Below are 14,464 nucleotides of genomic sequence, written 5' to 3' on the forward strand. Positions count from 1 at the left end.
ATTCAAGTATTTATATTTATTTTTCTCTTTACCAGTACATTGTATGTTTCTATCTTTACAACTTCAATGCCGGTATCCTCGTCGATAAATTCACCATCCACCGATTTCCCTTCGGCCACGACTCCGTTGACCATCACCTTTCCGATGGGATTTAATCGGGAAACTGCGATGCCTGTATCCCCGACAGCCATTTTTCGCAGACTGGTATTGTCTACGGTACTCTCAATGTTGGTATTGAGTGATATCTTTCGCAACGACTTTGATCGAAGCAACCAGACAAAGGTGATGCCCAGTGTAGCCGCTGAAGCTGCAAGAGAGATATTTCCGGCTGTAGCTCCCATAAAGAGGTATGCGTATGCAATACCTCCTGTGAGAAAAATTGCTCCGGCAATACCGGCAATGCTGATGCCGGGTAACAGGAAGATCTCTACGAGCATAAACAGTACGCCCAATACAAGAAGTGCAATTACAATGATAAGGTCAAGTGTCATATCCTGTTGGTTTAGTTATTTCCGGGCACGTAATTCTTCATTTCTGGCTTCTCTTCTCAGGCGCTGAATTTCCCCGAAAAGTATATCGGTTTCCTGCTCCGTGCCGAGGATGGAGGTGCGGAGCGATTCGTTATTGTTTCCGTTTGCATACAGTTCTCTTTTGGCGGTAAGGTCGTCAGTTAGTCTCTGTAGTTGTTCTTCCAGACCGAGTGCCTGAGAGAAGATGGAACGGGCATTGTTACTCCTGAAATCGGAAAGTGTATGATAGTCGGTACTATCGTTGATCACAAACAGAAAATCACTCTTTTCTTCCTGCCGGAAGTCTGTCTTTTGTTTCGCGGTCTCCCGAAGTGTAACATAGTCTGTACCCGGCTTCCAGGTTTCAGCAATGGAGGTGATCCTGGCTCTGTTATTGATATGGGGCTGATCACTCTCAAGCAAAATCACCTGCGGATTCGGGATGAACGTATAGACACAAACCGAGTCTGCCGACTGAAAACGATCTGAGGCGAACCATCCGAGCCCCTTCTCTTCGTCAACAACCATCAGATAGTCGTTGAAAGGTGAATTGAACGGCATATTTAACTGATTTGGAGCGAGGTAGCTGTCGGTAGAAAGATTGTAACGGGTTACAAAGAGATCATATCCACCAAGAGATTCGTGCCCTGTTGAGGCAAAGTATATAGTCAGTCCGTCACTCATCACAAACGGATAGGCCTGATCACCTTCTCCGTTGATTGTTTGAGGGAGTTTCTTTTCATTTCCGAATGCGTCGATTAGCTTATCCATTGTAAACAAATCGATGCCGCTATTATCATCACTCCTGGAATAAAATATTTTGTCCTGTTTCCCGTTCATGTAGAGCGATTTATCGCTTGGTTGAAGAGTCTTGAAGAAATCACTCAGACTCAGCAGGGATCCGGATGATTTACCCAGGTTGTACGCCAGGAGGAAATTGGACTTTGGTAATACCAGACTGTCGATAATCTGAATATCTTCGGTTCGGTTAACCAGCCTTTGCAGCTTCGCGGCATATTCACGACGTGTAGTCAGCCTGCTCAGCGCTTCTTCATTTCTGCGGTTTGCCCGTTGATATTTAGCAAACTCCGCCTCGGCCTCTTCAAACCGATACATCTTTGTGTATAGTTCGCCGAGGTAAATATAGGCTTCCGGGATTTTTTTCTCTGCCGCAAATTGAAGGTACTTCTCCGCTTCGTTTATCCTTCCGGTCTCATACAGACTCACACCAAGCCACTGATTGATGGATGCATTGCCGGGATTGTTGCGGTATTCTGTTTGAAAAACAGGCAGTGATTCTGCAAATCGCCCCTCCAGATACCAGCTTTTGGCATCCTCCAGTGTTTGTGACTGTATCGCAGTAGAGAATATACTGAACAGCAGTATGAAAAAGATACATATTTTCTTCATTCGCATTGTCTTCTGAATTCAAAGATATGAAAAATACAGATAAAAATAATGAATTGTTTCATTCAAACAGATAATTTCTTCATTATCTGTTTGCGTATGTCAGTAACAATTCGATTTTAAGTTAGTCGCTAAAATTCTCAGGAAGAGCTTTTCCAATATTTTTATATGATACATTTTTTTATATGGTGTATGGAACACTCGCGTTAATCATGTTCTTTTGTGACAATGATTATAGTGCTCATTTCATACTTTTCGTATCTTTGCAGTCGCTAAAATATTTCCTTCATAATTCAATCTTATGCACGAAAAAATTATAATCCTCGATTTTGGTTCGCAAACAACACAGCTTATAGGCAGGCGAGTGAGAGATTTAAATACTTACTGCGAAATTGTACCATATAATAAATTCCCTTTTGGCGATGAATCGGTAAAAGGAGTAATTCTTTCCGGAAGTCCCTTCTCCGTGAACGACGATCATGCATTTAAGACCGACTTAAGCAGTATACGTGGTAAATATCCCGTTCTCGGCATCTGTTATGGTGCCCAGTTAATGGCGTACACTGACGGTGGAGAAGTAGGGAAAACCAATTCCCGGGAGTATGGCCGTGCACATCTGCGGGTGGTAGAGTGCAACGACCCTCTTTTGGGTGGCCTGCCTACGAACAGTCAGGTATGGATGTCGCATGGCGATACAATTGTACAAGTCCCCGATCATTTCAGGTTAATTGCTTCCACTGAAGATGTTATTCTGGCAGCCTATAAAATAGACAGCGAAGAGACATGGGGACTGCAATTTCATCCGGAGGTATTTCATACCGAACAGGGCATAAGGATATTGGATAATTTTCTGACGATATGCGGTGTGAAAAAGGACTGGACTCCCGCATCCTTCATTGCGGCCACCGTTGATGACCTGAAAACACAGTTGGGGAATGATAAAGTGATCCTGGCACTGTCGGGAGGAGTAGATTCCTCTGTGACGGCAGTACTGCTAAATAAGGCAATCGGTAAGAATCTTACCTGCATATTTGTGGATCACGGGTTGTTACGGAAAAACGAATTCGAAACAGTGCTCGATAATTATGCCCATTTGGGACTGAACGTGATTGGTGTGGATGCGAAACAGCATTTCTACAATGAGCTGGAGGGAGTGACCGATCCGGAGAGAAAACGCAAAATCATTGGAAAAGGATTTATCGATATATTTGAGCGTGAGGCGCACAAGCTTCAGGATATCAAATGGCTCGCGCAGGGGACCATTTACCCCGACATCATTGAATCGCTATCAATTACGGGGGTAACTATTAAAAGCCATCACAATGTGGGCGGGCTACCTGAAAAGATGCACCTGAAACTTTGTGAGCCGCTCCGCCTCCTCTTCAAGGACGAAGTACGAAAAATAGGCCTTGAGCTTGGTATGCAGGAAAGCCTTATTCACCGTCATCCTTTTCCCGGACCCGGCCTGGGAATACGTATACTGGGGAGCATCACTCCCGAGAAGGTGCGTATCGTGCAGGAAGCGGATGATATATTTATTTCCGGTCTTCGCGCTGCAGGGCTTTACGACAAGGTCTGGCAGGCGGGAGCCATCCTGTTGCCGGTACAGTCTGTGGGTGTGATGGGTGATGAACGTACCTATGAAAACACGATCGCTTTGCGGTCAGTAACCTCTACCGACGCTATGACAGCCGACTGGGCTCATCTTCCCTATGAATTTCTGGCGAAGGTGTCGAACGAGATTATTAATAAGGTAAAAGGAGTAAACCGTGTGGTTTACGATATCTCATCGAAACCACCTGCTACGATTGAGTGGGAGTAACCGGCTGCTTTAACTCGGGATAGGCGATGCGCGAATGGTAAATCGTCTTCAACTTATCTACAAAAACATCTTTCACGGTTTGGATATCACGGAAGGTAATGGGTGCCAGTTTGAAATAGCCTTCGTTTAGCTGTGTATCAATAATTTTATCCACAAGGTTGCGCAGAGACAACTCGGTGTATTCCGGTAAGCTTCTCGAGGATGCTTCCACGGCGTCGGCCATCATCATAATGGCTGTCTCCTTTGAGAAAGGATTCGGTCCCGGATAATGGAAGTCGGCCTCATTGATCTCCTTTCCGGGATTGGCATTTTTCCATGATATATAGAAATACTTGGGTACACTGGTTCCGTGGTGCGTTTCAATGAAATCAACGATCTGTTGCGGGACATTGTGTTTTTGTGCAATCTTTACCCCGTCTTTCACATGGCTGATGATGATGCGTGCACTTTCTTCGAAAGGAAGGCCCGCATGCGGATTCATCCCGGGAGCCTGATTCTCTGTGAAAAAAGCAGGATTCGTCATCTTGCCTACATCATGATACAAAGCTCCTGTTCTGATCAGCGAGGCATTGGCACCGATTTTAGCCGCTGCTGCCATTCCCAGGTTGGAAACCTGCAATGAGTGTTGAAAAGTGCCGGGCGCTTTCTCCGAGAGTTCTTTCAACAACGGTTTGTTGATGTTGGAAAGTTCCACCAGGGTCACACCGGAAATAAAACCGAACGATTTTTCCACAAGATAGACCAACGAGTAGGAGAACATAATGAAGATGAAGTTAATCAGGAAATAAACCAGCATCAGCCAGTCACCCTCTTTCAGACTTCCTTCCTGATGCATGATCAGACCCAGATAGACCAGGATGTAAGTAAGCAGAATAAAGAAAGAGCTTCGTATCAGCTGAGATCGTTCCGACAATTCTTTCAGCATGAATATGGAGACCATGGCTACCGATATCTGAATCACAATGAACTCAAAAGGGAAGGGAACCATGAGCGAACTCAGTATGATAGTGATAAGACTTGCAAACAGGGCAGTTCTGGAATCGATGAAGGTGCGGATAAGGATAGTGACGATGGCATACGGGATAATATAGACACTGAAAAGATCGAATCTGACGGTGATAGCCGTAAGCAGTAAAAAAAGGACGATCAGCAACACCATGAAGATTACATGCTTCCGGTTCCGGTACTCGGCAGGCCTGAAGTAAAGAAGATAAAGATAAAAAGAACAAAACATCAGCATGACCAGCAGAAACTGACCGAAGATGATCCGGCTGTTTCTGGAGGAACCGCCACTCCGCTCTTCAGTGACACGTTTCAGTGAAGAGAGAATATTAAAGGTCTTCGCATCCACAATTTCACCCTGGTCAATGATACGCTGACCCTGTTGTACCATTCCCCGGCTGATGTCGATCTGCTGAATAAATTCATCCTGTGCTTTCTCCGAGGTTTGGGCATCATAAATCACATTTTCGTGGATATAATTGTTGATATCAGCAGACTGTATGATTGAAGCTTCAATATTGGAGGGGACGTCATTTAATATTTTTTCGTATGCGGAACGGATTGTAAAAAAAGTTTCAATATTGCGTGATTCGGCAACATTCCCCTTTTTTATTCGCAAGGAGCCTGTGGCGGAGTCCAGTATTCTGTCATAGTCCGCTGAACGCATGATTCCTTTTGCGTATAACGATTGCAGCTTCTCTCGTATGTATAATTTGTATTCCGGTTGTAATCCGGAGAGCTTCTCGTTCAGGTTTACATCGGCGTCAAAGTCGGCAAGTGCATTTTTTTGTACCTCTTCATCTATCTCAAAATAAGGTTCATAGTATTCCAGGATACTGTCTTGTTCCGCTTTCAGCTGATCTGCGGGCTTGTATATGGGAAAATCAAAAGACGCTGTTAGAAGGCCATATTGCCAGGGCCTGCCCTCGTTGAAGGAGTATTTGAAACTTCCCTGACGCGGAAAAAAATAGGTGACAAAAAGTATGGCAGTAATAAAAACAAGGGGTACAAATACCTTTGTCCTTATCCGGGTTTTTTTTCTTTTCGATGTAACATGTGTTGCATTCATACTCCTGGAAATTAACTTTGTAGGTTGTTTGTACAACAATCGGAATTATTTATTATTTTTTTTCGCGGAAAACGGCAGGGCTTAATTTTTGGTCCGACAATTACCGGTTTATATTTCCGGGTTTTCGTAATTGAATTAAATCAGCTACTTTTGTAGCTTGTTGCCTGTAAGTGACAAATACGCAAAGTTAATTATATTTTCGGTTTAAATATGAAAAAACGACTACTTGTTGATCTCTCTTCACTTAAAAATATTTATTCGGGATTGGGACAAATAGCCCTGAGTTACGGTATCTATTTCAGAGATCATTATAAAAAAGAAGATGCTCCCTACGAATTGACTTTACTGTTGCCTAAGAAATATTTTGGCCTCTTTGGGGAGGAGGTACACTATATCTCCTCTACAAATATCATCCGGAAACATGTCCGTTTTCTTTTTCCTAAATATGATATCTGGCACTCCATTCATCAATTAAGTCGATTTAGGCCCATCTGGCGGAATACCAAATTCATACTGACCATACATGATCTGAATTTCCTCTACGAGAAAACCGCCGGTGCCAGGGAGCGGAGATACAGGAAAATGCAAAAAAAAATCCATCGGGCCAATGAGATTGTTTGCATTTCCAATTTTACAAAAAGCGAGGTGGAGCGTAATCTTCAATTGAATGAGAAGCAATGTAGGGTGATCTACAACAAGGTGACTTTGCTCGATAAGGATCAGGCGCTGAAACCCGATCACCAAATCCGAGAGCCTTTTTTCTTTACAATGGGCATTATTCATAAGAAAAAAAACTTCCACGTATTGCTTGATATGATGAAACTGATGCCAGAAAAACATCTTTACATCGTAGGTATGAAGGCAGATGTGAAACAGAATAGCTACGCCAGATATATCAAAGAGCGCATCAAGAATGAACATATCCATAATGTTACTCTGAGAGGACCCGTGTCGCATAGAGAGAAGATATGGATGTACCAGCACTGTGAAGCTTTTTTCTTCCCTTCTCTGTTGGAGGGTTTTGGCTTGCCTGTGATTGAAGCCATGCAATTTTGGAAACCTGTCTTTTCATCCCGCGAAACCAGTCTCAGGGAGATTGGTGGTGACTTTGCTTATTTCTGGAATAACTTCTACCCGCAGGAGATGAAGCAACTGGTCGATGAAAACCTGACCCAATTTTATCAGAACGAAAGCCTGGCGGAGAAAGAAAAAGAGTATGCCAGGTTGTTTTCAAGCGAGAAACACTTTGAAGAATATGAAGCATTGTATGAAATCGCTTGAGGTTGATCTGGTTTACCTCTGGGTAGATGGCAATGATCAGGAATGGCTCGCAAAAAAAAAACAGTTCCTGGGAGAAACAACCGATCTGAATGCCGAGGCTATCACCAAGGCACGCAACGCCGATAACAACGAGCTGAAGTATTCTCTGCGCTCAGCTGAGAAATATGCTCCCTGGATTCGCAGAATCTTCATTGTTACAGATGGACAAATACCAAAATGGCTCGATCAGCAAAATGAAAAAATAGAAATTGTAGACATACGCGAACTGCTTCCGCCTGAGGCATTACCCTGTTATAATTCAGTGATTATAGAGCATTTTTTATATAAAATTGCGGGGTTGTCGGAGCATTTCCTCTATGCGAATGACGATATGTTTTTCAATGCAAAAGTGGATCCCGCTTTCTTTTTCACGGATGAAGGCATGCCTATTGTGAGATTACAACGTGCTTTCACCAATAAATGGATCAACAAATGCAGAAAGAGATTCAAACTACACACTAATATTTACCGGAAAACCATCGAAAGGGCTGCTTTACTCATCGATGAAAGGCTCGGGAAATACTATTCGGGTACACCTCATCACAACATCGATTCCTATCTGAAGTCTGATTATCAGCGTGTTTCGGATAACCTCTTCCGTCGGGAGATAGGTTCCACCATCACCCATCATTTCAGAAGCGTGGATGACATACAACGTATTATTTACCTCTATTATGCTCTGGCTGTGAAAAGGGGAACGCTGCGGTATGTGACCAGGAGGGAATCTTGCAGAATACGTCTGCACAAGCCCGATTTCATGGAATTTATTCGTACATATCAGCCGGTTCTCTTTTGCCTGAACGACAGCCATCATGCTACCGACGCCGACAGAGAAAGGGTGGAGCCTTTCCTCTCGACGCTCTTTCCTGAGAAATCTTCCTTTGAACGTTAAGTTAACAGAGAGTAGCCGGGAATAAAAATTAAAAGAAATCCTTTAGAATAGCATCATTAAAAATTCATGCATAATATTGAAGATTGCATAATAATTATCCCGGTTTATAAGCCGCTGGAGAAGAATGATATAATTGTAATAAAGCAGGCTGTCGCAATGACACCGGGTATGAAGAAGGTCTTTATCATGCCCGATTCTTTTACCATTGATAAAAGTTTCGCTGTGTTTTCAAATTTCTCGATCGAAAGATTTGAAAATCATTTTTTTGTCGGGAAATTAGGTTACAACAGGCTGATGCTCTGCCTGGATTTCTATAAACGGTTTAGCAATTATAAATACATGCTGATACATCAGACCGATGCTTATTTATTTAAACCCGACCTTCAGTATTGGTGTAATAAAAATTACGATTATATAGGAGCACCATGGCTCAGGCCTCATAAAATAAAGAAGGCAAAAATATATTTGCAGGCAGTCGATATATTTCCATGGATATTTTCATCCCGTTTGAGGAACAAGGTAAGACATTATAATAATGTAGGCAACGGCGGGCTGTCATTACGCAGGATTGATACTTTTATAAAAATACTTGAATCGGACGAGGCGAGACCCATATTAAACCTCTATTTAGAAAAACAACTTTCCAAACGAGCATTATACAACGAAGATGTTTTTTGGAGTATCGAAGGACCCCAATTGTACGAAAAATTCACAAAACCGGTCTGGCGCGAGGCCTGTAGATTTTCTCTGGAAAATCATCCCTCTTTTGCCTATGACATCATGAATAAGCAATTGCCATTTGGATGTCATGCCCCCCTGGTACATGATCCTGTCTTTTGGCGGGATCATATTCCTTATATGAAAACCGAATAAATCAGTTCACAATTCAAAGCCGGACTTCTCCGGTAAAATTGTTTCAAAAGCTTTCTCCAGCTCCTGCATCACCTTTTCGTAGTTTACGATGTGTGCGTTGTCGTTCAGACAGATAAGCTTGTATTTCTGATTGTAAATGGCTTCTATGGCCTGCTTTGATCTTAGCACCAAAGGGAACATCTTGGTGTCACGATAGGTGTTGTAGGGCTCAAAGTGGGACCGGCATATCTGCCAGGCCCTGAACAACTCCTGTGTGTAATCTTCGGAACTGCGAAAGCGGTTTTCCGAAACCGCGGCAAGCTTATCCCCTGCATATTCCCACACCTCTTCGAAGGTCGATTTCAGATAGGGTTGTGCATTGTGCGGGGTAATAAGTGTTACAAATTTACTGTATGGTTTCAGCAATCGTGTCAGATTACTTTTTTTCCCATAGGAGGGGTGGAACCATTTGTGATGATCCCGTTTCTGTACCGTTTTCTTGTCGAACCGCTCATTGATAATGCGAATATTGTTTTTCAGACATTTAGACCATAAGCCAATACCCGAATTATGCCGGAATGCAGCTATGTCGTTGGGCAGACCCCCGGTAAAAAAACGATCTGCGGAGAGATGGTCGATGATGAAAAAATCGTCGTTGAAATAGACAAAATGATCAGTCAGTCCGGGAATCTTATGCAAATATATCTCAATCAAAGAGGAGTTGAATACAGGCAGAAATTTAGCGGGTATATAGTCAGAATGGTCTATCAGCGATAGTTTGGGGTGATTTATATTTAACCATTCAGGCTTTTGCCCGCAGGTCACAAAATGTATCTTTCTCACCCAGGGAGCAAATTGTTCCACTCCCCGGAACCAGTATTTTAAAAAGCCGTGATCCCTGAAACGGGCTTCCGAAACCTCATTTTTTGAGTTATCGATTTTCCCCGTATATTTCGCAAAATCGGCTTTCCATTTCGGATCGTTCATGTCGACCCAGGTAATTACAAAATCGATATCCATTTTACTCATGCTTGAATGTTTCCTCATTTTCTCCCAGAAGAGATACTGCCCTCTCAAGACGCTCAATGGTCTCCTCTTTTCCTATTATCTTCGTGATGTGGAAGATGTGGGGCCCTTTTCCTTCCCCCACAATTGCAAGGCGAAAAGCATTCATGATATTCCCGGTGTGCAGCCCGTTTTTCTGAATCCACTCCATTACAATGTTTTCCTGGTTCTCGGCCGAGAAATCGTCCATCTGCCGTATCAGTCCGGCAAGCTGACGCATATGTTCCGGTGTATCCTGTTTCCAACGTTTGCGAACCGTTTTTTCGTCATAGCTGTCGGGAGCCGTAAAGAAATAGGCAACCTGATCCCACAGCTCATTGACAAAGTGAACCCGTTCTTTTACCAGTGATACTATTTCGGCAACTTTTTCACGTGGAGCCCTGATTCCCTTTGCTTCAAGAACTGGCTCGAATAATTCTGCCAACTTATCGTCTGCCATTCTAAGGATGTACTGGTGATTGTACCATTTGGCCTTCTCCACATCAAACTTCGCGCCACTTTTGCTGCAACGGTCGAACGAGAAAGCCCGAACCAGCTCATCAAGAGAGAATATCTCCTGCTCAGTACCGGGGTTCCATCCCAGAAATGCAAGAAAGTTGATGACTGCATCGGGCAGATATCCTGTCTCCCGATACCCCGATGAAACTTCTCCCGAAACAGGGTCTACCCATTCCAGCGGAAATACTGGAAATCCAAGCCGGTCGCCGTCCCTTTTGCTCAGCTTGCCTTTCCCGTCAGGTTTCAAAAGCAGCGGAAGGTGAGCAAACTGCGGCATATGCTCTTCCCATTCCAGGCTTCTGTAAAGCCATACATGCAATGGTGCAGAGGGAAGCCACTCCTCTCCCCTGATTACATGAGTGATCTCCATCAGACGGTCATCCACCACATTGGCCAGATGATAGGTTGGCAACTCATCGGCCGATTTATAGATTACCTTATCATCGAGTACGGAGGAATTAATAACCACCTCTCCCCTGATCATGTCATTCACCAGGATATCCTCTCCCGGTACTACCTTGATACGTACAACATATTGAGTCCCATTGTTGATAAGTGATTGTGTTTCCAATTCCGGCAGCGTAAGAGAGTTACGCATTCCTTCCCGGGTAGAGGCATCGTACTGAAAATTGGGAATTTCCGATCTTTTGGCATCCAGCTCCTCCGGCGTATCGAAAGCTATATAGGCAGCTCCTTTCTCAAGTAAATAATCTACATATTTTTTGTAGATATCTTTTCGTTCCGACTGTCGGTAGGGGCCATAGGTACCTCCCTTTTCGGGGCTTTCGTCAAAGACTAGTCCCAACCAGTTGAATGTTTCCTGAATATAATCCTCGGCTCCCGGAACGAATCTCGAGGAATCGGTGTCTTCGATCCTGAGAATGAAATCCCCGCCCTGTTGTTTTGTGTAGAGATAATTATACAGTGCGGTGCGAACACCTCCGATATGTAGCGGCCCGGTGGGGCTGGGTGCAAATCTTACTCTTCTTTTTTGATGCATACTGATAGATGATTGATTTTGTGTAAAGATAGATAATATTGTTAAATTCAGAGGTATAGCCGGGATTCATTTCCCATGTTGAATAACAAGTCAATGATACTGAGGTTATTCACGAAACCCTGTTCATTGGCGAAAACCTGATAGTAGGGTGTTGATTGATAATTCGATATCCGCTTTGGATGAATGCTTTCACGCAAGTCGAAAAAATGGGCCGCTGGCTTCTGTAAATAGGAACCGGTATATGAGACTTCTGTTTCTATGCCGATGAGTCGGCATACAAGCATGCGCAGCTGTTCATTGAAGTCATGTAAAAAGACAGTTTTTTTTTCGTATAACGGCCTGAAGTCATCTTCATAATATTGAAAATAGGGAGTGGAACCATAGGCAGAAAGTATGGCATTCCAGTGCAGATGTTGCCAGTTGCCATGTTCTGCAATCCGGATATCCTTCATTTTACATTTCAGTGACGAAGGTTTTTCAACCGGAATACTCAATGCAAGGATTCCGGTTGCACCTGCAATCCTGCACCGGTTGCTGTATGACTGCTTCGCGTAGTTGCCATGTATCTCAATGAGGGCATTCTCTGCTCTGAAGAGCGCGCTGTAATATTCTACGGGCGCCAGATAGCAGGAGGTGAGAAGAGGTGTCACCGGATTCCCCGGTGTACTCACGCCGGTATTTTTGCACTTCGGAACAACCTCTTCCATCGTATTTTCCCGTTGAACCAGCCTTTGTCCTTTTCCAGCGAGAGCCAGATCAGGATGGGTCTGCCCACGATATGATCTTCAGGCACAAAGCCCCATACACGCGAGTCGGCAGAATTATGACGATTATCACCCATCATGAAGTAATAGTCGAATTTGAATGTGTAAGATTCAGTCTCCGTGCCGTTGATATATACTTTTCCGTCACGGTATGCAAAATCGTTCCCTTCGTAATTTTTGATGCAACGTTCATAAGCTGCTACCTTAAAATCCACATTGGAATCGAATCTAAGAGTTTCTCCTTTTTTTGGTATCCATAGCGGTCCAAAGGTGTCACGTGTCCATCCGGTTTCATAATTTAAGGGATAGTAATAACTCGTTCCAGGTTGTTCCTTCTCCTTGATCACATCCCATACGAAAGGCTTCTTTTTCATTGCGGTCACCATTCCTTCCGTCATAGGTATGCTGAAGTAAATCCTGCCGTTATTGCCATTACGCTGCTGCAATCCGAAGAGTGCCATGCTCAGGCTGTCCACGCCGGTTAGATCCTGTGAACGGGAGACAATTTGTCCGTATCCATCCTGTGTATAATGATCGGCTTTATTGATACCCAGTTCTTCGAACAGCTCCGCCGATATTTGTGTCCCGTCTGTATGAATCAGGTAGTTGTGTTGTGAAAGACGTGGATTGGGCAAAAGAAGGTCGTCAATATAGACAGTGTCGCCTCTCAGTTCAATGGTTTCACCGGGAAGGCCGATACACCTTTTTACATAATTCTCCCGTCGGTCCACCGGACGATAGACAATATCGCCGTAGATGCGCTTGTCGGCGCGCACACCAGCACTACCATTGGGGTTAGACTTGGAGAGCGAATAAAAATCTATTCCCTGCTGCTTCAGTGCCACCGTGTCACCGGTAGGAAAGTTGAACACCACGATGTCGTTCCTTTTCACTTCCCCGAATCCTTTCAAACGGTTGTATTTCCACTGTGGCTTCTCAATATAGGATTTACCGCCCACGATGGGCATTGTGTGCTGCGCCAGAGGAAATGAGAGCGGTGTGATGGGCGCCCTTGGCCCGTAGCTGAGTTTACTCACCGCCAGAAAGTCGCCCACAAGCAGCGATTTCTCAAGCGACGAGGTGGGGATCTGATAGTTTTGGAAGAAGAAGGTGTTGATAAAATAGACGGCGATCAGTGCAAAGACAATTGCGTCCACCCATTCCATTGTTTTGCGGAACGCATTGTTCTTCGACTTTTTCCAAAATCCCCAAGGTACGAATTTAGTGATGTAGATATCAAGAAAAAGGAAGATGAAGAGTAGTATCCACAGAGAATCCGCCCAAAGGGAGAACAGTATGGTTGCTGCCACCCACACGGCAAACCAAATCCATTGGCGGCGCGTGGCATTCGAAAATCGTTGATTGAGTCTCATTGTTTATTTATTGTATATTTTTTACAAAAAGTCGAGCATATCCTTCATCCCCAGAAAGCCGCTCCTTCCCCTGGTAAATTCCGCTGCCAGTACGGCACCCAGGGCGAACCCCCTTCTGCTGTTGGCGTCGTGAGTGATGCGGATGCTATCGGCCTCCGATTCATAAATGACGCTGTGGATGCCTGGCACCTCACCTTCACGGAAGGCTTTGATAGAGAGCTCACCGGCCTTGTCGGTCTTGTCCAGTACCCATTTTTCTTTTCTGTCGATATGTTCCAGTATCCCTTCAGCCAGTGTGATGGCTGTACCGCTGGGGGCATCCAGCTTGTGGATGTGGTGCGTCTCTTCCATGCGCACATCATAGGCAGGGAATTGATTCATTATTCTGGCCAGATAGTTGTTCAGGGCAAAAAAGATATTTACACCCAAGCTGAAGTTCGATGCGTAAAAGAAGGTTTTACCTTCTTTTTCACAGGCTTCCCTGATCTCGGGCAAGTGCTTCAGCCACCCCGTGGTACCCGAAACAACCGGCACACCGGCTGCAAATGCCCGCCTATAGTTTTGCAGGGCACTGTCAGGCGAGGTAAACTCAATCGCTACTTCGGCACTACTGAATGCCGGAGAATCAAATTTTTCATCTTCGTGGATGTCGATGGTGCACACCACCTCATGTCCCCTCTCAAGGGCAATTCTTTCAATCTCATGCCCCATTTTGCCGTAACCGATCAGTGCAATCTTCATGTTGGTCTTATTATCGAGAAATGAGCATGCAACCATTTACATGCCTGAGAATGATCTGCAAAATTCTGCATAGAGATCATTCGGGAGCAAAAGTACAAAAATTGGTTGATTTACCCTACAGATGCAGCAAAATCGCAATGATTGTCCTGC

12 protein-coding genes are annotated in these 14,464 nt (G+C 44.3%); 4 read left to right on the top strand and 8 right to left on the bottom strand.

The window, feature by feature from the left end; genetic code table 11:
* Positions 1–2: 2 nt before the first annotated feature.
* Together AC1HCU_RS00910 and AC1HCU_RS00915 are read right to left on the bottom strand one after the other, a co-directional pair.
* Positions 3–491, bottom strand: a complete 489-nt coding sequence (locus AC1HCU_RS00910; RefSeq protein WP_480367932.1) for an NfeD family protein — start codon at positions 489–491, stop codon at positions 3–5.
* 15 nt (positions 492–506) lie between these two features.
* Positions 507–1,919 carry a tetratricopeptide repeat protein gene (locus AC1HCU_RS00915; protein ID WP_480367935.1) on the bottom strand — a complete coding sequence of 471 codons (1,413 nt, stop codon included), beginning with the start codon at positions 1,917–1,919 and terminating at the stop codon, positions 507–509.
* 298 nt (positions 1,920–2,217) lie between these two features.
* Between AC1HCU_RS00915 and guaA the strand changes: the two genes are divergently transcribed.
* A complete protein-coding gene (guaA, locus tag AC1HCU_RS00920; protein ID WP_480367937.1) occupies positions 2,218–3,738 on the top strand; it encodes a glutamine-hydrolyzing GMP synthase in 1,521 nt (506 codons plus the stop codon).
* Here the strand turns inward: guaA and AC1HCU_RS00925 are convergent.
* Complete coding sequence (locus tag AC1HCU_RS00925; RefSeq protein WP_480367940.1) at positions 3,719–5,809, bottom strand: HD family phosphohydrolase; 2,091 nt, start codon at positions 5,807–5,809, stop codon at positions 3,719–3,721. The genes guaA and AC1HCU_RS00925 overlap by 20 nt on opposite strands.
* 210 nt (positions 5,810–6,019) lie before the next feature.
* On the opposite strand from AC1HCU_RS00925, the gene AC1HCU_RS00930 reads away from it, so the two are divergent.
* From AC1HCU_RS00930 to AC1HCU_RS00940, 3 genes are all read left to right on the top strand, one after another.
* Positions 6,020–7,090 (top strand): glycosyltransferase family 4 protein, encoded by a 1,071-nt coding sequence (locus AC1HCU_RS00930; protein ID WP_480367942.1) that lies wholly within the window; start codon positions 6,020–6,022, stop codon positions 7,088–7,090.
* Positions 7,077–8,021, top strand: coding sequence for a Stealth CR1 domain-containing protein (locus tag AC1HCU_RS00935; protein WP_480367944.1), 945 nt, complete (start codon positions 7,077–7,079; stop codon positions 8,019–8,021). The genes AC1HCU_RS00930 and AC1HCU_RS00935 overlap by 14 nt, the downstream gene beginning before the upstream one ends.
* Positions 8,022–8,087: 66 nt before the next feature.
* Complete coding sequence (locus AC1HCU_RS00940; RefSeq protein ID WP_480367946.1) at positions 8,088–8,894, top strand: DUF5672 family protein; 807 nt, start codon at positions 8,088–8,090, stop codon at positions 8,892–8,894.
* A 6-nt stretch (positions 8,895–8,900) separates the two neighbouring features.
* On the opposite strand, the gene AC1HCU_RS00945 is transcribed toward AC1HCU_RS00940, so the two are convergent.
* The 5 genes from AC1HCU_RS00945 to dapB are packed head-to-tail and all read right to left on the bottom strand — an operon-like array spanning position 8,901 to position 14,314.
* A complete protein-coding gene (locus tag AC1HCU_RS00945; RefSeq protein ID WP_480367949.1) occupies positions 8,901–9,902 on the bottom strand; it encodes a Stealth CR1 domain-containing protein in 1,002 nt (333 codons plus the stop codon).
* Positions 9,895–11,436 (bottom strand): glutamate--tRNA ligase, encoded by a 1,542-nt coding sequence (gltX, locus tag AC1HCU_RS00950; protein ID WP_480367952.1) that lies wholly within the window; start codon positions 11,434–11,436, stop codon positions 9,895–9,897. Before gltX ends, AC1HCU_RS00945 begins: the two co-directional genes overlap by 8 nt.
* 47 nt (positions 11,437–11,483) lie before the next feature.
* The gene (locus AC1HCU_RS00955) at positions 11,484–12,143 is read right to left on the bottom strand and encodes a WbqC family protein (protein WP_480367954.1); all 660 of its coding nucleotides are present in this window, start codon (positions 12,141–12,143) and stop codon (positions 11,484–11,486) included.
* Positions 12,104–13,573, bottom strand: coding sequence for a S26 family signal peptidase (locus AC1HCU_RS00960; protein ID WP_480367957.1), 1,470 nt, complete (start codon positions 13,571–13,573; stop codon positions 12,104–12,106). Before AC1HCU_RS00960 ends, AC1HCU_RS00955 begins: the two co-directional genes overlap by 40 nt.
* Before the next feature lie 21 nt (positions 13,574–13,594).
* Positions 13,595–14,314: a 4-hydroxy-tetrahydrodipicolinate reductase gene (gene dapB, locus AC1HCU_RS00965; RefSeq protein WP_480367960.1), complete on the bottom strand. Its 720-nt coding sequence runs from the start codon at positions 14,312–14,314 to the stop codon at positions 13,595–13,597.
* Positions 14,315–14,464: the final 150 nt, after the last annotated feature.

This window comes from Proteiniphilum sp. LBM24028, assembly GCF_056629195.1.

Bases quoted from the DNA above. Each gene is read 5' to 3' on its own strand.
- AC1HCU_RS00910 (WP_480367932.1), bottom strand. From the start codon at position 491: ATGACACTTGACCTTATCATTGTAATTGCACTTCTTGTATTGGGCGTA.
- AC1HCU_RS00915 (WP_480367935.1), bottom strand. From the start codon at position 1,919: ATGAAGAAAATATGTATCTTTTTCATACTGCTGTTCAGTATATTCTCT.
- guaA (WP_480367937.1), top strand. From the start codon at position 2,218: ATGCACGAAAAAATTATAATCCTCGATTTTGGTTCGCAAACAACACAG.
- AC1HCU_RS00925 (WP_480367940.1), bottom strand. From the start codon at position 5,809: ATGAATGCAACACATGTTACATCGAAAAGAAAAAAAACCCGGATAAGG.
- AC1HCU_RS00930 (WP_480367942.1), top strand. From the start codon at position 6,020: ATGAAAAAACGACTACTTGTTGATCTCTCTTCACTTAAAAATATTTAT.
- AC1HCU_RS00935 (WP_480367944.1), top strand. From the start codon at position 7,077: ATGAAATCGCTTGAGGTTGATCTGGTTTACCTCTGGGTAGATGGCAAT.
- AC1HCU_RS00940 (WP_480367946.1), top strand. From the start codon at position 8,088: ATGCATAATATTGAAGATTGCATAATAATTATCCCGGTTTATAAGCCG.
- AC1HCU_RS00945 (WP_480367949.1), bottom strand. From the start codon at position 9,902: ATGAGTAAAATGGATATCGATTTTGTAATTACCTGGGTCGACATGAAC.
- gltX (WP_480367952.1), bottom strand. From the start codon at position 11,436: ATGCATCAAAAAAGAAGAGTAAGATTTGCACCCAGCCCCACCGGGCCG.
- AC1HCU_RS00955 (WP_480367954.1), bottom strand. From the start codon at position 12,143: ATGGAAGAGGTTGTTCCGAAGTGCAAAAATACCGGCGTGAGTACACCG.
- AC1HCU_RS00960 (WP_480367957.1), bottom strand. From the start codon at position 13,573: ATGAGACTCAATCAACGATTTTCGAATGCCACGCGCCGCCAATGGATT.
- dapB (WP_480367960.1), bottom strand. From the start codon at position 14,314: ATGAAGATTGCACTGATCGGTTACGGCAAAATGGGGCATGAGATTGAA.